Genomic DNA, 25443 nt, shown 5'->3' on the forward strand with positions numbered 1-25443 from the left:
GCCCTATATCCGCCCCGGCAAAAGCACAATTGCCGGGAAGCCCAATGCCATCCACCTTCATCGCCAAGGGCGCCGAGGCCTATGAAGCCAGCATGGGCCGCTGGAGCCGCAAGCTCGCCGACCCCTTCCTCGCCTTCGCCGGCGTGCCCGCGCACGGCCGCGTGCTGGACGCCGGCTGCGGCACCGGCAGCCTGACATTGGCGCTGGCAACCCACCCCGAACTCACCGCCATCGAAGCCCTGGATTTCGAAGAAAACTTCGTGGCAGCACTCCGCGCCCGCACCGACGACCCGCGGATCTCCGCCCGCCAGGGCGACGTCTGCGCCCTGCCCTATGACGACAAGAGCTTCGACGCCGCCTATTCCCTCCTCGTCCTGCACTTCGTCTCCGACGCCGACAAGGCCATCACCGAAATGCGCCGCGTCCTCAAACCGGGCGCCACCGCTGCCGCCGCCGTCTGGTCCTACGACGGCATGCCGAGCTGGCGCCTCTTCTGGGACACGATCCGCGCCATCGAACCCGAAGCCGAAGGCAGCGGCATCCCCTCCGGCCCGCGGCCGATGACAGCGGAGGGGGAGCTGCGGGCGCTCTTTGCCAGCGCCGGCTTCGCCGATGTCACCGAAAAGAGACTGACGATCATGATGGACTACGCCGGGTTCGACGATTTCTACCTGCCGAAGGTCTATGGGCAGGGACGTTTCTCGGCGTTTTTCGAGGCATTGCCGGAGGCGCGACGAGAGCGGCTAAGAGAGGCGTTGAGGGCGGCCTATCTGGATGGCAGGTCAGAGGATGGGCAGCGTGGGTTCGAGAGCGTTGCCTTCGCAGTACGGTGTGTGGCTTGACGTGAGCCTTGCTCTGTCAGTCTCATTTGGAGATTGTGCCGTGTGGCACCCCCTCTGGCCTGCCGGCCATCTCCCCCACAGGTGGGGAGATTGGCTGGGGGAGTCGGTTTCCCCAAACAAACAGCGTTTCAAACTGCACCACATGCTCGATGCGCGAAGGTCAAGCCTCTTGTCGATCTCCCCCCTTGTGGGGGAGATGGCCGGCAGGCCAGAGGGGGTGCCACACGGCACGATAGAAATGGCAGACGTCCCGGTTCTCTACAGAACCCGGGACACGCTCTCCCCAAAACCTCACCAGGCCTGCTGCGTCGGCATCACAAATACCTCGGCAATATCCACATGCCTGGGTGACTTCACCGCAAACAGCACCGTCTCGGCAATATCCTCGGCCTTCAGGAATTCCATCTGCGTCTTCAGCTCTTCCATCTGCTGGCGCGCGGCCGGATCTGAGATCTGGTCATAGAGTTCGGTCTCGACGGCGCCCGGCTGCACGCAGGTCACGCGGATATTGTGCTTCTTGCCAAGCTCCATGCGCATGCCGTCCGACAGCGCCGTGACGGCATGTTTCGTCGCGCAATAAACCGTCAGCCCCGCAAAGACCTTGCGGCCGGCAATCGAGGAGGTGTTGACGATATGGCCGGATTTCTGCCGGATCATGTGCGGCAGCACGGCGGCCGTCGTGTTCAGCACGCCCTTGATATTGACGTCCACCATCCGCTGCCATTCATCCACCTTCAGCGCTTCGATATCCGAAAGCGGCATCAGGCCGGCATTGTTGAACAGGATATCGACGCCCCCGAACGCCTGCACGAGCCTGGAAACACCCGCTTCGACCGAAGCGGCGTCCACGACATCCATCTCCAATGCGATGCCCTGTCCGCCTGCCTTTTCGATCCGGGAGACGAGCTCTTCCAGCCGGTCGGCGCGGCGCGCGGCAAGGCCGACCCTTGCGCCATTGGCCGCAAGCTTCAGGGCCGTGGCTGCGCCGATACCGCTCGATGCGCCGGTGACGAGGGCGATTTTTCCTTCGATAGACATGGTCTTTCCCTTTCGTTTCCGTCCTTGAGACGGTTGGTTTCGACGGGAACAGACTAGAAAAACGCACGCATACCTGCGCTCGGCCGCTTGCTGAAACTGTCGCTCATTTGCTGCGAAAAGACAGCATTCCCGCAAGCACGCAGCCGGACTCGCGTGCTGAAACCCTACCCGCGATAATCGCGCGGGCTGACGCCGACCTGCCGGCGGAACACCTGCGCGAAATGGCTGGGGCTGGAATAGCCGAGATCGAGCGCAATCTGGATGATGCTGGCATCCGTCTCGCGCAGCAGCCGGCGTGCCTCGGCCATCTTCAGCTGGATGAAATAATCCGATGGCGAAGAACCGGTCGATTGTTTGAAGACTCGGGAAAAATGAAAGGGGCTGAGCTCTGCCTCGGCGGCAAGGTTTTCGAGATTGAAAGCCCGGTCGAGCCCCGCCTCCATCATCCGCACCACCCTCTGCAGCTTGAAGGCCGGCAGCGCCCCGCGCCGGGCGGGTGCTGCGCCATCCCGCCTGCCGTAATGCCGCACGAGATGGACGGCGAGCGCCTGCGCAATGCCCTGCACCGCCATTTCGCTGGGCTCGGCAGCCTCCGTCAACTCTTTCAGGATCATCCCCATCAACCCCGAAATCGCCTCGTCCCGCGCCCCCGAAACATCCGCCAGCCGAAACCGCTCCGCGCCCTCGGCGCCCAAAACCTCCGCTACCGCCCGCTGGTAGATCGGCAGCCCGAGATAGAGATGCATGACGCAAAGCGCCTCGCCGCCGCTCGTCTCCCACCTGAGCTCATAAGGCGTCTCGCTCTGCGTCAGATAAAAATCCCCCGCCGAGACCTCAACCGACATCCACTCCCCGCCGATATCCCGCTCCTCGATGCGCGCCGAGCCAGAGACGATCCAGACCACGAGAGGCTCGGCGACGGCAGGCACGAGGAGATTGGTTTCCAGCGGCTGGTGGGAGAGAAGGTGGACGGAAATGGTGTTCCACGCCGGGCCTTGGCTGCGGGCGAGAAGGCGGGCGTGGATACGCTGGCTTAGGGCTTCGGGGGTAGATTTTTCGGGCATAAGGGCCGGATTTTTAACTACCTAACTATCCGGGCATTTCCTCAAGCTTTGGTGCTGGCTCCGACAATCTCTGAAATCACACTCTTCATGCCTAAAGGCTTAAAGCCCGCGTCTACCATCTTACTCACGATAAGATTGCGTAAGGCGTCGTAAGCTATTGCGAGTCTTTGGTCATTTACAAACATCTTTAGGATTTCTCTCCCCGGTAAAAGCGATTTCCAACGACCGTTTGCAAATGCTTCCTCAATCTCGCTCTTCCACTCTTCCTGCTTCTTCGACAGTAGCTCTTTAGTTAGCTGATTCTCCGACCTTTCTTTCAACCGTTCAAGCGAACGTTGCGCGGCCTCGGCGATTGGAGCAACGACCTCTTCTGCGGCAGGGTCGAAACGGAGATCTATACATTGAACCATCTGCGAGTTTACATAATCACGCATTCGTTGCCTTAAAAGTCTAGGAACGACTTTGCGCGCCGCCGCTCTCAAGCCATCCAAAGCCGTTTCCGTGTCGATCGAACGCGTATGATCGACGGAATTTACGGCAGCCGCCACAAAACTTGGCTCCAGTAAATAGTTCTCGATATGATACACATCCCACTGGTATCGGCGCAAACCCTTCGGCGTAGCGATATTATCAGAGTCTCTATCAGTAATTGCGAAAAACCGTATCGGAAGATCGCCTTTGCTGTAGGCCCGATTCAAGACATCGTGTAGAGCTTCTACGCGCGCTTTATTACTACCAGAAAGAAGATTAATTCCGGCAACTTCTTTGGCAAAAAGTCGGGCAACAATGCTTTGATCAAAGTCGGTATCTCCACCTCCCTCAAAAAGAATCGCAGTTCCATCAGGTCGATAAGCTGCCAAATCACCGACAAGATCCGCCATTGCCAAATCCAAGTCTTCCGATGCCTTTAGCTCCCGAAGCTGTCCCTCACCATTATCTTGTCCACAAGGATACATGTGGAAAACATTGAATCCTGGCTTCCCAACAGCTTCGCGTAAAAGTGCATCCGAATGTGTCACCAGCCACAACTGGTTATTCAATGACTCGCCAAGATGTTTACGATAAAACTCCGGAAGATTCCTAATCAGGCGGGGATTGAGATGAAGTTCCGGCTCATCAAGTAAAATAATCGAATTCTTTGGAGCAGAACTCCTAATTCTTAGATAACCGTACAGGATCTCTTTTTCCCCCGCTGAAAGTTCATCCAGGTCATGCAGGTTGCCGTTGCCCGTCCTGACCGGAAACTCCAGTCGGCCATCGATAGTTGGCTTCGGTCCAAGAAACTCCTTTCCGGGAAAAAACGTCACAAATAGTTCTTTCAAAGTCTCGGTCAGCCCAGCGGCTGTTGCGTTTTCCGTACCCGCCTTTTCGGCCAAAAGCTCCCGGACGAACCCCGCGGCCATCTCGCTCTTAACGTTCGCGTACTTGTTAGAATAGTTGTACAGTGCGTGCTGACTATAGTTTTGGCTGTTTTGCTCAAGATTCAGGTTAATGCCTTGAACAGCTTCACGACCATAGTGACGTTGCGCGCCGTGATAGTCGATAACACCTAAGTCTTTTGGCCTGAAGTTACTGAAGACTGCAGAGAGAAGTCGAGACCCGCTCAGTTGGAGCTTGCCGCCAGGCTGCATTTCTACATGACCCACAACGGTCTCCTGACGCAACTCTTGCAGAAGCTCCGGCAACTGCGCGGCCACCTGCTCCGCAACCTCAGGCTGGCGCTCTCTAAATTGAGCGGAAAACATTGCCATCCGGAAACCGCCCCATTGGAAAGCCTCTGGAAGCAGCATCCGCCAAATACTTTCTTCAAGTAGACTCGGAGCGTTGGCGTTAATAAATGCCTTTTCATCATCCCTCAACTTGAAAAAGCAATCAATTAGAACTGGCCTACTTGGATCGTTAAAGAAACTCTTAAGATCTTCGGCCCTACTATTTGGATTTACCTGGAACTCTCCGAACCAGTTTTGCCACTCGTTTTGGTGATACCCACCATATACAGATTTCAAAAGTCGGATGGCATCAAATACACAGGATTTCCCCGATCCGTTTTGCCCCGCTATAATAACGGTATCACCAGCGTTACGAATTTCTGCTTTTTCAATCCCACGGAAATTTGAGATCAAAAGTGTATCGATGCGCATAGCATACCTCGAATCATAGCTGACCCAATTATACTACGCCGGCACGAATGGCGCTAAATAATGCTACTGCGGATTTATATCTCGACTTTGTATCCGGTTTACTCGGCTTATTTACTCCGATGAGACCATTGAAATTGAAGAACTGCGAACTGATGACGTTAAACAGAGACACATGTGGCACTGCTATCACCTGGGCAAAATAGATGGTAACTCACCTCCGAACGTCTTTAAAAGAGCAGAGTCATCCCACACCTTCCTCACTCCCCCACAGCACCCCCCGCCTTCTTCCAGGCATCAATCCCACCCTCAATATGGCACGCACTCCCCACTCCTGCATCCTGCGCCGCCTGCACCGCCATCGCCGACCTCTCCCCAAACGCGCAGTAAAACACCACCCTCTTGCCCGTCGCTGCCGCCAGCTCATGCAGCATCCCGCCCTCTGACAAATTCTCCTGCAGATCCGCATAGGGCGCATGCAGCGAGCCGGGGATCACGCCGTGCCGCTCCCGTTCGCTCCTCTCGCGCAGGTCGACGATGACGATATCGCTGCGCCCGCGCAGATCAAGCGCATCCTTCGCGCTCACCGCCCAGCCCTTCCGCGCAATCTCGTCCTGATGCAGCCCGACATGGATGTTGGCGGGGACGGCGACGTCCATCATCTTGGGGTTGGGCAGGTGCAGATTGTTCATCAGCTCGACATATTCGTCGATCGATTTCACCTGCAGGCGCGGGTTGAAGCGTTTTTCCTCGCCGATGGTGGAGACCGTGTCGCCCTTGTAGTCGTGGGCGGGGAAGAGCAGCGTTTCCTCCGGCAGGCGTAAGAGCTTGTTGAAGATCGAGTCATATTGGGCGCGGGGATCGCCGTTCTGGAAATCGGTGCGGCCGGTGCCGCGGATGAGCAGCGTGTCGCCGGTGAAGATGCGGTCGCCCATCAGGTAGGAATAGGAATCGTCCGTATGGCCGGGCGTATAGAGCACGTCGAGGCTGAGGCCCTCGATGGTGACGCGGTCGCCTTCGGCAACGCGCATGGCGACGACATCCGCCTTGGTCTGCTCGCCCATCACGGTGATGCAATGCGTCTGGTCGCGCAACGCGCCGAGGCCGGTAATGTGGTCGGCATGGAGATGCGTATCGACGGCTTTCACCAGCTTCAGGTCCAGCTCGCGCACGAGCTGCATGTAGCGATCCACCTTTTCCAGCACGGGATCGATGATCAGCGCCTCGCCGCCGCGCCTGGAGGCGATGAGATAGGTATAGGTGCCGGAGACACTGTCGAAAAGCTGGCGGAAAATCATCTGTCCCCTCCATTGCTGGCTGGTGCATTCTGGCTCTGAAATGCGAACCCCGCCTGCGGCTGCGATCTCAATCGGACGCATGCGCCTATGATATCTTTACGCCTGACAAAGCGGAAGCAGCCGAACGGGTGAGCGCCATGTTCGGCCCTCGCCCAATATAGCTAGCTGACGTAAGGCAAGGCACACTTTCCCTAGGGTAAGGTCTGCGCCGGCAAGCACTAACTGTATAAAAATAAAGCAAATGACCGGCAGCAAGAGCCGCCGGCCATTAAAAAAGCAATAGCTGAAATAATTCGCCGCGATTCAAAAAGTGAGCTTACGGCTTCGTCATTCCGGCCTACAATGCTCCACGCTGGATGCTGCAAACCAGTGGAGAAGGGTTGCCCACCACTCCTGTATCGCGGGCGGCCCTTCTCCTTCCATAGCGCAAGCGCCGGCCGGATTCTATTACATGCGTAACATTGTGCGTCTGCATGAAGAATTCTCCTTGGTGGGCCCGGGCTGCACGATGACGTGATCTTCCAAAAGTTGAAGAACACAATCTGCGCCCTAGAACGTTCGGGGGGACGTTTGAGGGAATGTCGATGATCAGAGAGAAAATGTCGGCGAGTCAGACGCCGATGCAGGAAGAGGATGTCGCAATCTGCCAGCGCGTCTATGACCATATCTGCGCGGCAAGGCAGATTGCCAGCGACGGCGAACGCGAGGAACTGGCCATCCAGATCCTGCATTTCTATCAACACGGCGTGAAGGACCAGGGAAGCCTGGAGCGGTTGTTGCTGTAGGGTGCCTGCTGGAGAGTCCGACGGCGTGAGGGCCACCATATGCGACACCCATTTGGGCAGTAGGGCTACCCCCAATCTCCCTCATTCCTGTGCTTGTCACAGGAATCCAGCCGGTTGCGTCTTCAAACCGAGAGGACTCTTGAAAGAGAGTGCTTACAGAAAACCACCCGCCGATTGGAACGCGCCTACTTCAGATTCTTCCGCCGCGTGGACACGCGGCTGCTGGATTCCTGTGACAAGCACAGGAATGAGGGAAATTGAGGTGGCCGCGCCCCTCTATCAAAACGTCCAACCCACCGCCCCGACAGTTGACCTACCCATACGAGCCCTACCTAAAACCCGGCTGACATGATCAGGAGGCACAGGTGACGGCACTTATCGAGGATTACGCCCTTATCGGAGATTGCGAAACCGCAGCACTCGTGTCCAGAAACGGCTCGATCGACTGGCTCTGTTTTCCCCGCTTCGATTCTCCCGCCTGCTTTGCCGCCCTGCTCGGCACGGAGGATAACGGTTTCTGGTCGCTCTCGCCCTCGGGCGGGAAATACAGCGTCTCACGCCGCTATCGCCAAGACACGCTCATTCTCGAGACCGAGTTTCAGACCGAGACGGGCACCGCCGTTCTCACCGATTTCATGCCGCTGCGCGATGGCACGAGCGATCTGATGCGCATCGTCGAAGGCAAGAGCGGCATCGTCGCCTTCGACATGGAGCTCAACCTTCGCTTCGATTACGGGCGAACCGTTCCCTGGGTCACGCATGGCGAAGACGGCGGCATCATCGCCATCGCCGGGCCAGACAGGCTGATGCTGAATTGCGCCGTTCCGCTGGAAGGCCGCGGGCTGAGCACGGTCGGCGCCTTCGAGGTTGCGGCGGGCGAGAGCCAGGTCTTCACCCTCACCTGGTCCCCCTCGCATCTGCCGCCGCCGGCCCGGCGGCAGGTGGAATATGCGCTGCCGGACACGGAGGAATTCTGGCAATCCTTCGCTGCCAAGTGCCCCAAGGTCGGCAAATGGACGGAGCAGGTCAAACGCTCCCTCATCACCCTGAAGGCGCTCACCTACATGCCGACCGGCGGCATCGTCGCGGCGGCCACGACTTCCCTGCCCGAAAAGATCGGCGGGCCGCGCAACTGGGACTATCGCTATTGCTGGCTGCGGGACGCGACGCTGACCCTGCTCGCTTTGATGAAGCTCGGCTATTACGATGAGGCCCACGCCTGGCGCAACTGGCTGCTGCGCGCCGTCGCCGGTTCGCCGGCGCAGATGCAGATCATGTATGGCGTCGCCGGCGAGCGCAATCTGCTGGAATGGCAGGTGCCCTGGCTGCCGGGCTATGAAGGCTCGCTGCCCGTGCGCATCGGCAATGCCGCCGCCGAGCAGGTGCAGCTCGATGTTTATGGCGAGGTGGCCGACGCCATGCTGCAGGCGCGCAAGGGCGGCCTGCCGCCGCATCATCGCACGCGCGAACTGGCGACCGCCATCCTGCCCTTCCTCGCAAAGACCTGGGGACAGCCTGATGAGGGCATATGGGAGGTGCGCGGCCAGCGCCAGCATTTCACCTATTCCAAGGTCATGGCCTGGGTCGCCTTCGACCGCGCCGTCAAGATCGCCGAGGAGGACGGCGAGCTCGAAGCCGCCGCCCGCTGGCGCGCGCTCGCCGATCGCATCCATGCCGAGGTCTGCCGGAAGGCTTTCGATCCGGAGCTCGGCTGCTTCACCCAGGCTTACGGTTCCAAGGCGATGGATGCCAGCCTGCTGCATCTCGGCATGGTCGGATTCATCGCGCCGGACGATCCGCGCTATGTCGCGACCGTCGAGGCGGTGGAGCGCAAGCTGCGGCGCGACGGCCTGCTCTTGCGCTACGAGACGCAGGAGGTCGACGACGGCCTGCCATCAGGCGAAGGCGCCTTCCTCGCCTGCAGCTTCTGGCTCGTCGACGCCCTCATCATGATCGGCCGCCGCGACGATGCGCAGCACCTGTTCGAGCGGCTGCTGGCGATTTGCAACGATGTCGGACTGCTGGCGGAGGAATATGATCCCGACGCCAAGCGCATGCTCGGGAATTTCCCGCAGGCGTTCAGCCATGTCGGATTGATCAACAGCGCGCTGAACCTTGCACGGGCGGAGGGGCCGGCGGATCAGCGCTCGGCGTGATGGGTGTGGCAAAACCCCTCCCCAACCCCTCCCCACAAGGGGGAGGGACTAACTTGGGGCGCCCTCCTTACCTCTTCCGAAACGTCTGACATGTGGAAGGCGGGGGCCGCAGTTTAAGCCCCTCCCCCTTGTGGGGAGAGGTTTGGGGCGGGGTCTTTTTGTTTCACGAGACGTTTCTTCAGAAATCCCACTATTCCAAAATCCGAACGATTCATTCGTTTCCCTTTTGTACTCTCAACCCCTTCCATTTCTACATGACAACAGCCATATTCCGCACATGGCAAAATCTCCGAAGAAATCCCCCGCCTCGACCGGTTTCGAGGAAGCCCCCCAATCGTCTTTCGAAGGCGCCCCCCTGTCCGGCTCCGTCGCCGATTGGGTGAAGCAGCTCGAGGCGGATGCGGAGGCCGCCGGCGTCGAAAGCCAGCGCGAAATCGCCTCCAAGGCGGGCAAGCACCGCAAGAAGGTGGAGAACGAGGCGCGCAAGCATACGGAGGCCGTCAGCGTCAACAAGAAGGCGACGGTGAGCAAGACGGCGCGCGGCGTTTCCATCGGCGGTTCGTCCGATCCGAAGATCCGTGCGGCCGCCGGCCTGAACCCGGTCGCGGGTCTCGATATCTCGCTGGAGGATGCCGGCAATCTGGCGCCCGGCGGCGTCACCGCCACGGTCGAGGCGCTGTCGAAGCTGATCGAGAGCGGCAACCCGCTGCACAAGAACGGCAAGATCTGGACGCCGCACCGCCCTGCCCGGCCGGATAAATCCGAAGGCGGCATCACCATCCGCATGGCCTCGGAATACAAGCCCGCCGGCGACCAGCCGACGGCGATCCGCGATCTCGTCAGCGGGCTCGAGACCGGCGAGCGCAGCCAGGTTCTGCTTGGCGTCACCGGCTCCGGCAAGACCTTCACCATGGCCAAGGTGATCGAGGAAACGCAGCGCCCGGCCCTCATTCTGGCGCCGAACAAGACGCTGGCCGCCCAGCTCTATTCCGAATTCAAGAATTTCTTCCCCGACAATGCGGTGGAATATTTCGTTTCCTACTACGATTATTACCAGCCGGAAGCCTATGTGCCGCGCTCCGACACCTATATCGAGAAGGAAAGCTCCATCAACGAGCAGATCGACCGGATGCGCCACTCGGCGACGCGCTCTCTGCTCGAACGCGACGATTGCATCATCGTCGCCTCCGTCTCCTGCATCTATGGTATCGGCTCGGTCGAAACCTATACGGCCATGGCCTTCCAGATGAATGTCGGTGACCGGCTGGACCAGCGCCAGCTGCTGGCCGACCTCGTGGCCCAGCAATACAAGCGCCGCGACATGGATTTCCAGCGCGGTTCCTTCCGCGTGCGCGGCGACACGATCGAGCTCTTCCCGGCCCACCTGGAAGATGCCGCCTGGCGCATCTCGATGTTCGGCGACGAGATCGACGCCATCACCGAATTCGACCCGCTGACGGGACAGAAGACCGGCGACCTGAAATCGGTAAAGATCTACGCCAACTCGCACTACGTGACGCCGCGCCCGACGCTGAACGCCGCCATCAAATCGATCAAGGAAGAGCTCAAGCTTCGCCTCGCCGAGCTGGAAAAGGCCGGCCGCCTGCTGGAGGCCCAGCGCCTGGAGCAGCGCACCCGCTACGACCTGGAAATGCTGGAAGCGACCGGCTCCTGCCAGGGCATCGAAAACTATTCGCGCTATCTCACCGGCCGCGACCCCGGCGACCCGCCGCCGACGCTCTTCGAATACGTGCCTGACAATGCCATCGTCTTCATCGACGAGAGCCATGTCACCATTCCGCAGATCGGCGGCATGTATCGCGGCGACTTCCGGCGCAAGGCGACGCTCGCCGAATATGGCTTCCGCCTGCCCTCCTGCATGGACAACCGCCCGCTGCGCTTCGAGGAATGGGACGCCATGCGCCCGGACACGATCGCCGTGTCGGCCACGCCGGGCAGCTGGGAGCTGGAGCAATCCGGCGGCGTCTTCGCCGAACAGGTCATCCGCCCGACGGGCCTCATCGACCCGCCCGTCGAGGTGCGCTCCGCGCGCAGCCAGGTGGACGACGTGCTCGGCGAAATCCGCGAGACGGCCGCCAAGGGCTACCGCACCCTCTGCACCGTGCTGACCAAGCGCATGGCCGAGGACCTGACGGAATATCTGCATGAACAGGGCGTGCGCGTGCGCTACATGCACTCGGATATCGACACGCTGGAGCGTATCGAGATCATCCGCGACCTGCGCCTCGGCGCCTTCGACGTGCTGGTCGGCATCAACCTCTTGCGCGAGGGCCTGGATATTCCCGAATGCGGCTTCGTCGCCATTCTCGATGCCGACAAGGAAGGCTTCCTGCGCTCCGAAACATCGCTGATCCAGACCATCGGCCGCGCCGCCCGTAACGTCGACGGCAAGGTCATCCTCTATGCCGACAACATTACCGGCTCCATGCAGCGCGCCATGGACGAAACGGCGCGGCGCCGCGAAAAGCAGATGGCCTACAATATCGAGCACGGCATCACGCCCGAAAGCGTCAAGGCCAAGATCTCCGATATCCTCGACTCGGTCTACGAGCGCGACCACGTCCGCGCCGATATCTCCGGCGCCTCCGGCAAGGGCTTCGCCGATGGCGGCAACCTCGTCGGCAACAACCTGCAGGCCCATCTCAACGCGCTGGAAAAGAGCATGCGCGACGCCGCAGCCGACCTCGACTTCGAAAAGGCCGCCCGCCTGCGCGACGAAATCAAACGCCTCAAGGCCGTCGAACTCGCCGCCATGGACGACCCGCTGGCCCGCGAGGAAGCCAAGTCGATGGAAGGCAAGAGCCGCAGCGGCTCCTCCCCTTCTCCCCAGCGGGGGTCCGAAGGACGGGTCGAGACCAGTGGCTCGACCCCGGGTGGTGCCCGCAGGGCGGATGAGGGGGCCACGCCCACCTACTTCACCAAACCCCACCTCGACGACATGGGCCGCCACGTCGCCACTCCCGCCGACGGCAAGAGCCTCTTCCGCCGCAACACGCTGGACGAGATGACGGTGGGCCGGACGGAAAAGCCGGTGACCGGGCATGTGCCGGAAAAGCCGGAAGCCGCCAAGGGCACGAAGCGGTTTTCGCCGTTGCTTGAAGGCCAGCCGGAACGCGACGACGTGCGCCCGCTGGTGCGCGGCACGACGGGTGTCGGGAGTTATGAGGACCCGGGCGAGCAGAAGCGCAAGGGGCGGACGAAGGGCAAGACCGGGCGGCCGGGGCGGTAATGAGGGCGTTTCTTTTGCCGCCTATAAAGCTCAAAGGAAGCCGCTATGTCCGACGCCGTCGTGCCTACGTCCCCGCCGCCGCCCTGGAGACGGCGGATACGACCGAAGAGCAGGTTCCGGCTATGGCGGTGTGTTGAGGCGCCGATACGGAAGATCTGAGCGCATAATACCGGCCAGTTTTAATATTTCTCAAAAGGGAGATTTAACCCCTTGATTTCTGATCGATAATTTTCGGCAAATTGAGATCATTAAGAGCTTTGCCGACCACCTCAATTGCCTGCACCATCTTTTCTAATTCCGCCGGCCCAGGCCCATCCTCGGGCATTACTGGTAACGGGAACATGCCTGATATCGCGCTCATGGCATTTCTTGCACGCGTCGACATCGCGATGTCGGCTGGCGGATTTCCATTTAAGTAATCCAAACTACTATCGATATACTGATAAATATTTATTTTCCCATTCTTGATCCGTACGTCGGGATGAAGAACAAATTTCTCATCTAAATGGGAATCTCCCACCAGATCAATTATATTCGTATAAGCCTCTTCTGTGAAAAGTATTTGCCCTCCGTCTGCCTCCGCCATCACTCTTGCCGCGAGATTCATAGCGTTTCCCGCAACGTTGTAATTTTTGTTCACATCACGATATATGATCGCCTTACCGTCAGAAATTCCGACAGCAAGTTTAAAGTTGGCGTGACAATTACACCAGCCCTGCTGCTCGAACTTGGCGCAGGGCGTTGCCTGATTTCTGGCTTCAGTCGCAGATAGCAAGCTTTTGGCGAAATTCAAATGAACGTCATGCAATCCCTCAAACGGAAAGCAAATTGCAGCTCCGTCCCCAGAGGGGATGAAGATAATATCTTCCTTGAAATTTACTCCATTAGCTTCGGCGTAGGTCAAATATAGTCTGGCAACGTCAGCCCTTGCTTCTTCAAGAACTGTCATAAAGTTTTCTACAACTTGCGCCTGCGTAAGGGAACGTCGGCGTGAATAAGATACAACATCGACAAAAACAATTTTTAGATTTGCCGAATTGTGACGATCTTTGATTATGCCATCTAGCAATTTTGATCCCATGCCATCCCCCGCTTCCTTACTATTTCTACTCACAGTGGCGATAGAAGGTCAACGCTACCCATGACCAAATTTCGGATGTTTCGACTATTGTCCGCTTCATTATCAGGGTTTCCAACACCCGTCCGCTACGTGGACAAATGAAGAGCAGGGCCAGCTACGACAGCCCCTCCACCGCTCATCCCCGCCAATCACGCCCCCTCCCGACCGCAGTGAAAACTCGTGACAAGAAGTGAGCAAAATCCCTGAATTGTGGCAGGTATTCACCAGATTCGATGAACATATCCTGATGGCGGCTACACAGGGCCGTCTTATAGGAAAAGTACCATGTCTATGCTTCGTAAGATCGCAGCAACCGGTCTTGTCTCCCTGACCCTCACAATTGGCTCCATTGCAACAGTAACGCCCGCGCTGGCGCATGGCGGAGGAGGTCACGGGGGCGAGAGCCATGGCGGAGGAGGCGAACACATGGGAGGAATGGGAATGGGCCACTTCGCCGAAAATCGCGGCGGGGGCTTTTTTGGTCGCGACAACTTCGGCCGCGACCGCTTCGATGGACGGTTCAGAGATCGCGACGCCGTTCTGTTCGGGAGCAATGACGACTACGACCGCTGCCAGTGGCAATGGATGGCGGCGCCTGACGGGCGTACGGTCAGGGGCGAAGTATGCTACTGACCCAAGGGAAGCGGAAGGTCTGGCCAGCGAGCCGATGACCGGCCCAAACCGGCAACCGGCACTCGGACGAACCTGACCCGATCTCCGCAGCTTGCCGCAGCTTTTCCTCCTGAAGCGCTGCGGCAAGATCATCGCTGCTGACAGGAACTGTCAGCACGCCTCCCGCACAATACCGGCGCCGCAACCATGCGAACAAAGCGCGCGGCAAAAATGTCCGGCCATGCCGAGGGAAGCGCCGGGCGTCCATCCAGACCGCACCGGAGGAACGCCCCGAAATGAAGCCCCATCACCGCATCTTCTTCATCCAGTTTGCCGTCGCCGTCTCGCTCGGCGCGCTGGTTTCGCGCCTGCCCGATCTGCAGCGCAAGTTCGGCGTCAGCGAAAGCGAGCTTGGCTTGCTGCTGGCTGTGATGTCGACAGGCGTGCTGTTCGGGCTGACATTTTCGGTGCGTTTCATCGAGAGGCTCGGGGCGCGCAGGATGGCCTTCATCACCGTGTTCGGCGCGTCGTTCTTGTTCGCGCTCATTCCCTTCGTGTCCTCAGCGCTGACGGCGCTGCCGTTGTTCTTCATTGCCGGGCTGTTCACAGGCGCCTTTGAGGTCAATGCAAATATCGAAACCGATCGTCACGAGGCGCTGCTCGGCTACCGGATCATGAGCCGGGCGCACGGCATGTGGAGCCTCGGCTTCTTCGTCACTGCTTTCATTGCCGCGGGCCTGCGCCAGGCCGGCGTCTCCATCGAGCTCCACAGCGTGCTCGTCCTCCTGACCGTCCTGATTTCAGGCTCGATCGTCTTTTCCGGCATCAGGAGCGCGCCGCCGCGCAAGGGTACGGAGACGGAAAAGACGCCGCTCGTCGCCTTTCCCACGGCCGGGCTGCTGCCTCTTTGCCTGATCGGCGCCGCGCCGCTTCTGGCGGAAGGGGCGAGTGTGGACTGGTCGGCGATCTATATGCGCGACGTCTTTGCGGCCGCCCCTTTCGTCGGCGGGCTCAGCGTCACGCTCTTCTCGCTCTGCATCGCGATCGGCCGGCTGGGCATGGACCCGATCGTCGACAGATTCAATCCGCGCCCGGTGGCGCTGACGCTGCTGGCGATCGCCGCGGTCGGCCTCGTCCTGGTCGCAACCGCCATGCATCCCCTGATCGCGCTCATCGGTTTCGGGCTGACAGGGATAGGCTGCTCTTCGGTCTATCCGCTGGCGATCTCTGCGGCCGCCCGGCGCACGGACCGCGCGGCCTCCGTCAATGTCGCAGCGCTCGGACAGACGACGTTCCTCGTCTTCTTCGCCGGGCCGCCGCTGCTCGGCTTCATCGCCGAACATTTCGGCATTCGCTTCTCCTATTGGGCGGTCGTGCCGGTCATCCTTGCAGCCCTTCTGGTCAGCCGGGCGCTAGCGGCACCCGCCGCTTCGATCGCCGGTGAACCGGAACCCGTGCAGGCGCGTGGCTAGACCACCATATCTGCTGTAGCCTTTTAGGAATCAGCCCCGGAAATCATCCATGCCAGACATCCGCATCGATCCCTTCCCCTCGCCCGACGAATTCGCCGCGCTATGGGCCGCCGCCTGGGATGGCGCCGAGGCACCGGATTTCGCCCGCATTCTGCCGCGCAGCCTCGTCCATCTCGGCGCCTACCACGAGGGCCGGCTGGTCGGCTTCGTCAATGTCGCCTGGGATGGCGGCGTCCATGCCTTCCTCCTCGATACCACGGTTCACCCGGATCTGCGCCAGCAGGGCATTGCTACACAGCTGGTGATGGAGGCGACGCGGATCGCGCGGGAGCGCGGGGCAGAATGGCTGCATGTCGATTTCGAGCCGCATCTGACCGGCTTTTACCGCGCCTGTGGTTTCAGGCCCACAGAGGCCGGGCTGATCCGGCTGACCTAGAGCTGTGTCTACGACAGAAGCGGCCGATAGCCACCGCCGGGTTCGCGCCGGGTCAGGAAGAAATGCAGGAGATTGGCATAGCCGCGGGCATCGTCGATGGCACGGTGCGTATGTTCGATATTGCCGAGCCATTCGCGTGGATAATGGGCGATATCGCATTCCCAGGGGCTGCGCCCCGTCGCACCCGCCACCAGCGACAGGATGCAGAGCGGCGGATGGCGAAACAGCCGGTCGCCGATCCACGGCCCTTCGAACAGCGGCCGGCCGGTAAAACGCTTCAGGTAATGATCGAGCCAGGGACCGTCGAGCGCCACGGGATGGGCGGCGAAGATCGGCTCGGCCTTGAAGGCTTTCACCCAGGCGACGAAGCGGGCCATGACCTCGGCCGCAGCGTCAGGGTCCTCGGTCGCGGCTGCAAAGGCTTGCGGATGGGCCTGCCAGAAGGCAGTCGTCACCGGGTCGCGCCCCGCGCCCTCCAGCGGCTGCAGCACGGCCTCGAACTCGCCAAGCATCTGCCCGGCCTCGGAAACGGCGACGGAGGCGAAAGACAGCATCGAATGGGCGCCCGGTATCGGGCCATCGAATTCGCAATCGGTGACGATGTAGATATGCGGCACGCGCAGTGTGCTCCCAGAAGTGTTTGGTGTTGGCGAGCATAGCGGGATATTTGCTGGTTGCCATGGGGGTGCGTGGTCTGTCGAACCAGTAACGTGGGACTGAGGTCGGAACTCCCTCTCCTCCCTCATTCCTGTGCTTGTCACAGGAATCCAGCCGGCTTGCGTCTGCAAGCCGAAAAGACTCTTGAAACAGCAGCGACACAGATCAAACTTCAATCATGAAGGGTTATGTCTATATCCTTGCATCGAAAAGAAACGGTACGCTCTATACCGGCGTGACGCGGGATATTGCCGGCCGCCTCTTCGAACATCAGAACGAGCTGACGCCGGGCTTCACTTCGCGATACGGCGTAAAAACACTCGTCTGGTTTGAGGAGCATGACCTGCTGACGGCGGCGGTCACCCGCGAGAAAACGATCAAGAAATGGCCGCGACAGTGGAAACTCAATCTCATCGAATAGAATAATCCGGAATGGGAGGATATTTCCTGGCATTTGATGGGGTTGTAAGGTTGTCGGAAGGTAAGAGTCTTCCTCCGCGTGGACACGCGGCTGCTGGATTCCTGTGACAAGCACAGGAATGAGGGAGGCTGGACGGCGGTCCCCCGCCTCCACCCATCCGCCGAGCCCGCTGCGCCGCAGCCTCCACAAGAAAACGCCCGGCCATCCCAGGACGACCGGGCATTTCTCGACCCGCGCCATATCCGGCTTCGGGAGATCAATTATTATGTGACGCGCAGGCTTCGTCCATCGGGGTGGCGTTGCTGGTGCCGCCCTGGGTCTGCAGCTTGCCGGAGCCGGTGCCGCTGCTGCTGGCGTGGTCTGGGCAGCGGACCTTGTCGGTCTTCGTACCCGTCTTCGTGCTGCCGGTCTTCATCTTGTCCGTCGCCATCGGCTTCTTGACGGTGGTGCCGGCGCCGCCGCCGGAATCGGTGGTGTTCTTGTCCATCGTGGCACCGGTCGGGGCCGGGTTGGACTGGGCGAAGGCTGATGTGGCCATGCCGAGGGCAAGCAGCGATGCTGCGACGATTTTCATCCGCATTGTCATTCTCCTGACAGGATCAATTACTGACCCCTAGGGAACCGCCGACCGCAGACATTGTTCCCTGGATTTTACCCTTTGCGCCCGGGGCCCCCTTTTCAATCTCTGCGCGAGCACCATCTCAAGCTTCAATCATTCTCTGCCGACAAGATCACTCCAGAGGAAAACGGCCCTATAAAGAGGCATGGCGGAAACGAGCCGCCGCGCCCATCGAAAGACTTCAAGCCCGGAAAACCCCGCCGGGCTTTCTTCTTGAGTGCAAGCTCACGCCTCGGCCATGCCGCGAGCAACTGCCCCCCAAGATCAATCCCCGGCAGGTCTGTCCAACTTGATTGCGATCCCAATTTGCGATATCAATTTTGATGTACGTACCTCATACTATTGCGGTCCGCGACGGCGGATGCTCGCTGGCTCAAAAGGGCCGACATCCAGGCCGATCGCCTGAGGGCCGACCACAACGGAACTTCGAAAGGAACTAAGGGATGGCATTCGAGTTCAATCCGGAATTTGCCATAGCGGATGAGCATTCTCTTCGAAGCCTGTTCGACGCGACCCATGCTCTGGCCATCCAGAAGTGTCGCAGCACTCTCGGCATACACGCACAGGAGTTCATCCGGCGCTCGCCATTTCTGTGCATCGGCACACAGAATCCGAACGGCAGGGCAGATGTCAGCCCCCGCGGCGACCCTGTCGGCTTCGTCAAAATCCTTGACGAGCGCACGCTGGCGATCCCCGACCGGCCCGGCAACAACCGTCTCGATACATTGGTCAATATTCTCGCCAATCCGAGTGTCGGACTGCTGTTCATGATTCCGGGTTTCGACGACACTCTGCGCGTGAACGGACGCGCCGTTCTGGTGAGGGATCCGGACCTTCTGGCGAGCATGAGCGTCAACGATCGCCTTCCCAAACTGGCGATCGTGGTCACCGTGGACGAGGTCTTCATGCATTGCGCCAAGGCGTTTCGGCGCTCTCACTTGTGGAGCCCGAAGCATCGCCAGGATCGCACCGAGATGCCGTCACTTGTAAAGATCATTCTGGACGAGACATCAGGCGCTCCTGACGACAAGGATGAGCAGCGCAGAATGGATGCCGATCTCGAGGATGCTTACAAGAGGACGCTGTACTGACGGGCTGCCGGGTCAATGCGATGCGGCGGAGAGGCTACCCGGTGGTTGCCTCAAAACAGACAGCAAAAATGTCGTGCGCACGGCGAGCACAACGTCATCCTATGCTTGCACGAGGACACGGGAAATGAGGGCCACCCCCTACTCCGCTGCCTCCCCGCGCTGCGGCTCCACCACGTCCACCTCTTCCACCGGCCCCAGGACTTCCACCTCATACGAATATCCTTCGAGCATCGTATAGGTATGCTCAATCGTCTCGATCTGCTTTTCCGTCTTGCGGATGGCCTCGGCGATGGCTTCGCCCCGGGCGCGCAGCATGGAGCCGAGCACGTCGGTTTCCGGGCGGCGGCCGAGGCGGTCTATGTGTTTGCGCACGCGGGCGCGGTGGCGTTCGAGTTCCAGGATGTGGAAGCGGCTTTTGACGATATCGTCGGAGAGTTTGCGGCGCATGGCGGCGACAGGGTCGAAGCTGCCGGGTTCGCGCTCGTCGAGGATGACCTCGTTGACGAGCGATTCCAGCATCAGCACGCCTTCGAGATCCCTGGGGTCGGCGAGCTGCGGATCGTAGCCCGTATCGTCATAGACGCGCCGGCGCACCGGATCCTGCAGGAGTTCGTAGGCGATCTGCAGCCGGTTGAAGTGATCGCTATCGCCGCCGGCATCCGGATGCGCGCCCTTGGCGGCCTTGCGCCAGGCAAGCCTGATCGCCTCGGCATTGGCGTCACGCTCCAGTCCAAGCATGGCATAGGGATCGATCACGCCGGCACTTCCTTCATTCACTGCTTCGTCCCTCCGAGACCTAACCGCAGGCGGACGCCGCATCAAGCCCCGAAACACCCTGCCATAATTGCGGCCGCTCGGGACGAAATTGTGGAACGCGCGGATTTTCCCACAGGTGAAGGGTTAAGGCGACGGGTTTTTCCGGTGTTATGACTGGGAGAGAATGCAGGTGGCGTTGGCTGTTAGGAACGGCCGGGTCTGAACCACCCGGAGCCCCCTCACCCTGCCCTCTCCCCGAGGGCAGAGGGAGTGTCGCGCCTGCCGCAAATGTCTTCTCCCCATCGGGGAGAAGATGCCGGCAGGCAGATGAGGGGGCTCTGGACGCCAGCCTTCCTCACTTGCGACTTGGCGAGGCAGGATTGAGACCCGCACGCACCATCGTCCGCAAGTGGCGACTTGTCGCCCAAAAGTTGCAGTCGTCACCTCGTCCCGCTTCGATACACGTTCATCACTCTATGCTAACGCCCCGCCAACCATTTGAATAGACATCGTTTCCCGCATCGCAAAAAGCCATGTCACAATATTGCCGCTTGCTTTTTGCCCGAAATGCTGGCACGAACTGCAACACTCGGGCATTTCGCATGCCGGTGACTGGACTGAAGTGGTAATGCCTCGTCGGAGCGCCAATTCCGATAAGGCGGCATGGGTGACACCCATGCGCGTAGATGTTCTTTCCCCGTACGTGACGTCTCGACTGACCCTTCGCGTCCGGCTTCCAGGGCCGAAAGCGCGAAAGCTAAAGCCGTCCGCCTCCCCACCGCCGGGGGTGCGGATAAACTAACTACCAATGGGAAAAGGACTATCCCCATGGCCACCAAGGGCACCGTAAAATTCTTCAACCAGGACAAGGGTTTTGGTTTCATCACGCCGGAAGGCGGCGCCAAGGACGTTTTCGTCCACATCTCCGCTCTCCAGGCTTCTGGCATCCAGTCGCTGCGCGAAGGCCAGCAGGTTTCTTTCGACACCGAGCCGGATCGCATGGGCAAAGGCCCGAAGGCTGTCAACATCCAGGCCTTCTGATCTGATTCAGATCTTTCTGCGTTAAGCAGGCGACGGCGCTCCCCAAGGGGCGCCGTTTTTGTTTTGCGGGGGTGTGAGGTTCAGATCCGTCCGTACCTCGAAAAAGACCCCTCCCCAACCCCTCCCCACAGGTGGGAGGGGCTTAACGTGCTGCACCCGCTTCCCAAATCTCCGGCGTTTCGAGAGGCGTAAGGCGGCGCCACGAGTTAGTCCCTCCCCCTTGTGGGGAGGGGTTGGGGAGGGGTTTTCATCTCACCGTCAATCCTCCTCACATACCCCGCGAAAACTCCCGCGCCGCGGATGCCGCATGGGAGACGATCGAACGGGCGGTGCTGCCGCTTTTCGCCGAGGTGCCGCTTGGCCGCGTCGGGACGCTGGACGAGATCGCCGACGCCGTCTCCTTTCTCGTCAGCCCGCGGGCGGGGTACATTACGGGGGTGAATCTGAGGGTCGATGGCGGGATGCTGCCGGCGATTTAAGGTCTGAGGACGGGCGGAACCGTAGCTCGACCCCGTTAGCGCGAGGACGAAAAGCTGGAGGAGCGCGCCCTGCACTCATTCGTTCTCGCCGAGATAGCTGCCGATATATTCCCCGCGCTTCCAGAGTAAGGCGCTTCGGACAGCTTCGCATCCTTCAAGTGTCACCGGCCGTAGACATAGGATGCTATCGGCGAGATCTTCTCCCGGCTGCAGGATCGCCTCGATGGCAGCGGCCTCCTGCGCGGTATCGGCATAATCAGGCATCGCCAGTATTTTGCAGTCCGCCACCCTTGCGGCGTCATGCAGCTTGCGCCGGAGCGCGATCAGCTTCGCGTCGTCACCATCATCGGGTGTTTGCTCCATCGCGCCGCCACTCGCCGCGATCTCCGCAAGCAGCAGTTCAAGATCCTCGCCAGCCGTCAGCCTCGTCTGCCATGCTTCCACCGCCTGCCTGCACCGCGCCCGTTCCCGGCCGATCGCCGAAGCGATCGCCCTCTCCTGGCAGAAGCCGCCCGAAAGCTGCGCGGCCCGCACCAGCACCATCAGGTCATCGGGAATATCCGTCAAGAACGCCACCTGCTGCACACAGAAAAGGCCGCCGTTTCAGCCGGCGGGAAGCATGTCACTGCACGGTGATAGGAGCCCGCGGACACAGCCGATAGCGCTGCGATCCGTCCGAATTTCGCCCCGCCAGCGAGTGCTTTGATGGTGGTGATGTCGCTCCTTTCGAGCGGGCAGGCATGCATGCAAAACTCTCCTGTTGGATATCGCTGCCGTCATAGGGTTGTAGCTGCCAATGCCTGCAACAATCAAGGAAATTATTCCTATCTTCGATCACGATCCATATCAGAAGAGACTTTTCAGAGACGTGGCAAACAAAGATAGGTTTGTTCCGCACCGGCACACGGGCGCTCAGACCGGCTCGCTGTGACGCTCTACGAGCTCGGCCCATTCCATTGCCGCGTGGCGGCCGAGGACCGTCTTGTCGTTCCCGATGACGGCGGCGATGCGGCGGAACAGTTCGTCGGCAAAGGGCGCCGGCCAGCCGGATTCGGCGTTGCCGGACGGGCGCAGCATGGTGCCCTCGGCAAGATGGATCGTCTCGACGCTGAACCCCTCATGATCGCCCGAGAGCTCGGCCGAGCCGTAGAGCAGCAGGCCGTTATCGTTCCGTCCGAGGATGGGGATGACGAGCTCATCGAAATCGAACCGCAGGCTGAAGGCATTCATCGGCCGACGACCTCCTGCTGGACGCGTTCCGCGCGGATGAGCTGGGCCTCATAGCGGCCCGCCAGCGAGATCACGAAGCCGGCGGCGAGGAGGAGGCCGGCAAGCGGCGGGAGCCCGCCGATGGCACCGAGGCAGCGGACCGCCTGGCTCGATGCAGGCGTGGGGAAAGACGCCCCGCCCCTTGCTTCAAAATATCTCGATATCATGCTGCAGCTCCTGCTTCGGCTTTCATTTCAGCGATGCAGGAGGATGCGATGCCAATGGTTGAGCGATGGAATGGGCCGGGTCGGGCCTATACGGCCAGCGAACGTATATCCTTGGCGACGTCGGCGAGATCATTGTCGAGCTGGTGATCGCGCCCCGGCAGAGAGCAGAGGACCGCATCCGGGATCGCCCGGGCGTAAGCCTCGATATGGGCAAAGGGCACCGTATCGTCCTCGCTGCCGTGATAGATAAGCACCGGCAGCCCCTCCGGCAGGCTTTCGGAAAAGTCGTCGCGCCCGGCGATCTCTTCGCTCTCCCATCCGCCGGCACCCATGAAGGGCGGCGCGATGAGGATGACGGCGCCTGGATCGAATGCCGGCCAGTCCTCGGCAAGCGTATGCACAAGCACGGTGCCGCCGAAGGAATGGCCGATCAGGATGGCGCCGTCTTCGAGGGTCTGGAACTCGGCGATGACGACAGCTTTCCAGGCCTGATAGTGCGGGTCCGCTTCATCGGGCATGCGGGGATAGTTGATGGCATAGGCCTCGCCGAGTTCACGCGCCAGACTGTCGACGAGCTTGTTGTCCCATTTGTCATGGGTGGTTTCGCCGGCGCCCTGGATGAAGAGGATCTGTATTGGCATGGAAGTGTCCCCCGATGTCGCCATCAGGGAGATGGGTCGATGCAACGGCAGGACAAGACTGACGTCTCCATCGCGATGCCGTTTCTCTTTCACGCAGGCAACCTGCGGACGTCGATCTCAGGAATGCTGGATTCCGAGAAGCTTCTGCTCGAAAACCTCGATCAGCCCGTAGGGAGCCGTTTCGCCGAATAAAAGTGTGCTGAGCTTGGAAGCCTCCACTGCCGCTGTCGTGCTACGAGCAAAAAGCTCTCCTTCATATGCAAGCAGCGCCGCTTCGATATCGCCAGACGATGCCGCGATCGACTTGCCGAGTTCGGCGCCGTCATAAATCGCGAGATTGGCGCCCTCTCCTGAAGGCACCATCAGATGCGCGGCATCGCCGAGAAGGGTAACGCCAGGCACCCGGCTCCAGCGATGCGTTTCCGGCAACGTGTAGATGATACGTGGCACCGGCCCCACGTCGCATCCCGTGATCAGCGCCGTCAACGATGGAGCCCAGCCCTCGAATTCCGTGGCAATGCGGCTTATGGCAGATGCCCGGTCGGAGACATCGATGTTGTCGACCCACGCCTTCGGCCTTTGCAGGGCGATATAGGCGTGCAGCACCCCGTTCGGTTCACGATGCGCCGTGATCCCCTTGCCGGGCGCGAGCGCGAACATGGAGCCGCCGCCAACAGCCTGCGCGCTGTCGGGGTGACGGACATCGGCATCGTTGAGCCATGTCTCGAAGAAGACCAGGCCGGTATAGGTGGGTGTCGCATCAGAGAGGAGCGGCCGCACTTTCGACCAGGCGCCGTCAGCGCCGATCAGCAGATCGGTCGTCACTCTCAGCCCGTTGGCGAATACGAGTTCGTGCCTCCCATTCCCAAAGGATCGCGCCGACGAGAGCTTGCAGCCCCAGCGCACCGCATCCCCAGGAAGAGACTCCAGGAGGATGCGCCTCAGTTGGCCTCGCTGCACTTCGGGACGCCCGCCCTTCCCGTCATCGGGATTGTCCATGAGGAGCGTCCCGTCCCGGTCGAAGAAGCGGGACTGCTGTCCGCCGGGATGGATGAGGTCAAGGAACTGTTCGTAGAGGCCTGCATCCTTCAGGCCGAGCTGTCCGTTGAAATCATGGATGTCGAGCATGCCGCCCTGCGATCTCGCTTCGGGAGAGGCATCGCCTTCGTAGACCGTAGCGCGGATGCCGTTGACGTGAAGGACCCGCGCAAGGACAAGGCCTCCGAGGCCGGCGCCGATGATGATAACAGGAACATGCATGTCGTTCTCCGGAATTATTTAAATGGAATGTCATTCCATACTTGGAATGCCGTTCCATCCATGTCAAGATGAGGCATGAGAAAACCCGATGGAAAGCGAAGACAGGATTCACTCACGAGAGAGCGCGTGGTCGATGCGTCCATCGCCATCCTCGACGAGGGTGGAGAAAAGGGGCTGACCTTTCAGGCGCTTGCGAAGAGACTTAAGACTGGCGCCGGCGCGATCTACTGGCATGTCGAAAACAAGAGCGACCTCCTCGTGGCCGCCTCCGATGCGATCGTAATCAACGTGATCGCCGCGTGTTCGGCCGGCGGATCTCCGGCAGATAAAATTCGAGCCCTCGCCCTCGACCTGTTCGACGCGCTGGACGACCGCCCATGGCTCGGCTCGGCCTTGGCGCAGGCACCTGGGTCGATGCCGACGATCCGGATCCTCGAACATCTCGGCCGGGAGGTTCGGGCTATGGGCGTGCCTCATGAAGACGAATGGACCGTTGTGGCCGCGCTGCTGAACTATGTGCTTGGCGTGGGTGGCCAGAACGCCGCCCACGCCGAGATGGCGCGAATGCAGCATCTCGAGCGCGAAGCATTCCTCGGCGAGATCGCGCTGAGATTATCGGCCCTCGATCCAAAAGATTTTCCCTTCGTGCAGAGCATCGCCCCGAAAATGCCCGATCATGACGACCGCGCCGACTTCCTGACAGGTATCGACCTCTTTCTTGATGGTATTGCTCGAAGGATCGCCGGCAGCCCGATGGCGTCGGACAGAACGACGAGAACAGAAGAGCCGTGACAGGCAAGAGATGATGGAGGCAACGAAACGTCCTCGCCT

At 60.3% G+C, this 25443-nt stretch carries 24 protein-coding genes and 1 pseudogene; 12 read left to right on the plus strand and 13 right to left on the minus strand.

From position 1 onward, the window contains the following. Positions 1-44 precede the first annotated feature (44 nt). Entirely contained in the window at positions 45-842 is a 798-nt protein-coding gene (locus JNB85_RS24025; RefSeq protein WP_220336800.1) for a class I SAM-dependent methyltransferase, read from the plus strand. Positions 843-1133: 291 nt separating this feature from the next. On the opposite strand, the gene JNB85_RS24030 is transcribed toward JNB85_RS24025, so the two are convergent. The 4 genes from JNB85_RS24030 to JNB85_RS24045 all read right to left on the minus strand — a co-directional run bounded on the left by JNB85_RS24030 (position 1134) and on the right by JNB85_RS24045 (position 6380). Beyond that, positions 1134-1880 carry an SDR family oxidoreductase gene (locus JNB85_RS24030; protein ID WP_220336801.1) on the minus strand — a complete coding sequence of 249 codons (747 nt, stop codon included), beginning with the start codon at positions 1878-1880 and terminating at the stop codon, positions 1134-1136. Positions 1881-2044: 164 nt separating this feature from the next. Continuing rightward, entirely contained in the window at positions 2045-2944 is a 900-nt protein-coding gene (locus tag JNB85_RS24035) for a helix-turn-helix domain-containing protein (RefSeq protein ID WP_220336802.1), read from the minus strand. A gap of 41 nt (positions 2945-2985) precedes the next feature. Continuing rightward, positions 2986-5085: an AAA family ATPase gene (locus JNB85_RS24040; RefSeq protein WP_220336803.1), complete on the minus strand. Its 2100-nt coding sequence runs from the start codon at positions 5083-5085 to the stop codon at positions 2986-2988. Positions 5086-5342: 257 nt separating this feature from the next. After that, complete coding sequence (locus JNB85_RS24045) at positions 5343-6380, minus strand: MBL fold metallo-hydrolase (protein WP_220336804.1); 1038 nt, start codon at positions 6378-6380, stop codon at positions 5343-5345. Positions 6381-6964: 584 nt separating this feature from the next. Between JNB85_RS24045 and JNB85_RS24050 the strand changes: the two genes are divergently transcribed. The 3 genes from JNB85_RS24050 to uvrB all read left to right on the plus strand — a co-directional run bounded on the left by JNB85_RS24050 (position 6965) and on the right by uvrB (position 12571). Then, entirely contained in the window at positions 6965-7165 is a 201-nt protein-coding gene (locus tag JNB85_RS24050; protein ID WP_220336805.1) for a hypothetical protein, read from the plus strand. 365 nt (positions 7166-7530) lie between these two features. Then, on the plus strand, positions 7531-9321 hold the full coding sequence (locus tag JNB85_RS24055; RefSeq protein ID WP_220336806.1) for a glycoside hydrolase family 15 protein: 1791 nt from the start codon (positions 7531-7533) through the stop codon (positions 9319-9321). A 277-nt stretch (positions 9322-9598) separates the two neighbouring features. Next, positions 9599-12571, plus strand: coding sequence for an excinuclease ABC subunit UvrB (gene uvrB, locus JNB85_RS24060; protein ID WP_220336807.1), 2973 nt, complete (start codon positions 9599-9601; stop codon positions 12569-12571). Positions 12572-12773: 202 nt separating this feature from the next. Here the strand turns inward: uvrB and JNB85_RS24065 are convergent, their stop codons facing one another. Further along, on the minus strand, positions 12774-13652 hold the full coding sequence (locus JNB85_RS24065) for an adenylate/guanylate cyclase domain-containing protein (RefSeq protein ID WP_220336808.1): 879 nt from the start codon (positions 13650-13652) through the stop codon (positions 12774-12776). Between the two features lie 324 nt (positions 13653-13976). Here JNB85_RS24065 and JNB85_RS24070 point away from each other — a divergent pair, with 324 nt between their 5' ends. The 3 genes from JNB85_RS24070 (at position 13977) to JNB85_RS24080 (ending at position 16211) form a co-directional block, all read left to right on the plus strand. Further along, positions 13977-14324 carry a hypothetical protein gene (locus JNB85_RS24070; RefSeq protein ID WP_220336809.1) on the plus strand — a complete coding sequence of 116 codons (348 nt, stop codon included), beginning with the start codon at positions 13977-13979 and terminating at the stop codon, positions 14322-14324. A 275-nt stretch (positions 14325-14599) separates the two neighbouring features. Beyond that, entirely contained in the window at positions 14600-15775 is a 1176-nt protein-coding gene (locus tag JNB85_RS24075; protein WP_220336810.1) for an MFS transporter, read from the plus strand. 49 nt (positions 15776-15824) lie between these two features. Then, positions 15825-16211, plus strand: coding sequence for a GNAT family N-acetyltransferase (locus tag JNB85_RS24080; RefSeq protein WP_220336811.1), 387 nt, complete (start codon positions 15825-15827; stop codon positions 16209-16211). 8 nt (positions 16212-16219) lie between these two features. On the opposite strand, the gene JNB85_RS24085 is transcribed toward JNB85_RS24080, so the two are convergent. Next, a complete protein-coding gene (locus tag JNB85_RS24085) occupies positions 16220-16828 on the minus strand; it encodes a 3'-5' exonuclease family protein (protein ID WP_220336812.1) in 609 nt (202 codons plus the stop codon). Between the two features lie 218 nt (positions 16829-17046). On the opposite strand from JNB85_RS24085, the gene JNB85_RS24090 reads away from it, so the two are divergent. Then, entirely contained in the window at positions 17047-17289 is a 243-nt protein-coding gene (locus JNB85_RS24090) for a GIY-YIG nuclease family protein (protein WP_220336813.1), read from the plus strand. 256 nt (positions 17290-17545) lie between these two features. Here JNB85_RS24090 and JNB85_RS24095 read toward each other — a convergent pair whose 3' ends face one another. Beyond that, positions 17546-17869, minus strand: coding sequence for a hypothetical protein (locus tag JNB85_RS24095; RefSeq protein WP_220336814.1), 324 nt, complete (start codon positions 17867-17869; stop codon positions 17546-17548). Positions 17870-18351: 482 nt separating this feature from the next. On the opposite strand from JNB85_RS24095, the gene JNB85_RS24100 reads away from it, so the two are divergent. Beyond that, a complete protein-coding gene (locus JNB85_RS24100) occupies positions 18352-18999 on the plus strand; it encodes a pyridoxamine 5'-phosphate oxidase family protein (RefSeq protein ID WP_220336815.1) in 648 nt (215 codons plus the stop codon). Between the two features lie 138 nt (positions 19000-19137). Here the strand turns inward: JNB85_RS24100 and JNB85_RS24105 are convergent, their stop codons facing one another. Beyond that, on the minus strand, positions 19138-19737 hold the full coding sequence (locus JNB85_RS24105) for a J domain-containing protein (RefSeq protein ID WP_220336998.1): 600 nt from the start codon (positions 19735-19737) through the stop codon (positions 19138-19140). 846 nt (positions 19738-20583) lie between these two features. On the opposite strand from JNB85_RS24105, the gene JNB85_RS24110 reads away from it, so the two are divergent. Further along, complete coding sequence (locus JNB85_RS24110; protein WP_007818490.1) at positions 20584-20796, plus strand: cold-shock protein; 213 nt, start codon at positions 20584-20586, stop codon at positions 20794-20796. A gap of 281 nt (positions 20797-21077) precedes the next feature. Next, positions 21078-21275 (plus strand): annotated as a pseudogene (locus tag JNB85_RS24115) (SDR family oxidoreductase); the annotation flags it as partial. Between the two features lie 75 nt (positions 21276-21350). Here JNB85_RS24115 and JNB85_RS24120 read toward each other — a convergent pair. The 5 genes from JNB85_RS24120 to JNB85_RS24140 form a co-directional block, all read right to left on the minus strand. Further along, entirely contained in the window at positions 21351-21842 is a 492-nt protein-coding gene (locus tag JNB85_RS24120) for a hypothetical protein (RefSeq protein WP_220336816.1), read from the minus strand. Between the two features lie 345 nt (positions 21843-22187). Continuing rightward, entirely contained in the window at positions 22188-22505 is a 318-nt protein-coding gene (locus JNB85_RS24125) for a hypothetical protein (protein ID WP_220336817.1), read from the minus strand. Next, positions 22502-22711 carry a hypothetical protein gene (locus JNB85_RS24130; RefSeq protein ID WP_220336818.1) on the minus strand — a complete coding sequence of 70 codons (210 nt, stop codon included), beginning with the start codon at positions 22709-22711 and terminating at the stop codon, positions 22502-22504. Before JNB85_RS24130 ends, JNB85_RS24125 begins: the two co-directional genes overlap by 4 nt. Positions 22712-22797: 86 nt before the next feature. Continuing rightward, positions 22798-23352, minus strand: coding sequence for an alpha/beta fold hydrolase (locus JNB85_RS24135; RefSeq protein WP_220336819.1), 555 nt, complete (start codon positions 23350-23352; stop codon positions 22798-22800). Between the two features lie 117 nt (positions 23353-23469). Beyond that, on the minus strand, positions 23470-24612 hold the full coding sequence (locus tag JNB85_RS24140; protein WP_220336820.1) for an FAD-dependent oxidoreductase: 1143 nt from the start codon (positions 24610-24612) through the stop codon (positions 23470-23472). 126 nt (positions 24613-24738) lie between these two features. On the opposite strand from JNB85_RS24140, the gene JNB85_RS24145 reads away from it, so the two are divergent. Continuing rightward, positions 24739-25404 carry a TetR/AcrR family transcriptional regulator gene (locus JNB85_RS24145; protein WP_338050349.1) on the plus strand — a complete coding sequence of 222 codons (666 nt, stop codon included), beginning with the start codon at positions 24739-24741 and terminating at the stop codon, positions 25402-25404. Positions 25405-25443 lie beyond the last annotated feature (39 nt).

Origin of the sequence: Rhizobium mesosinicum (assembly GCF_019511345.1) — a bacterium.
GTDB lineage: Bacteria > Pseudomonadota > Alphaproteobacteria > Rhizobiales > Rhizobiaceae > Rhizobium > Rhizobium mesosinicum.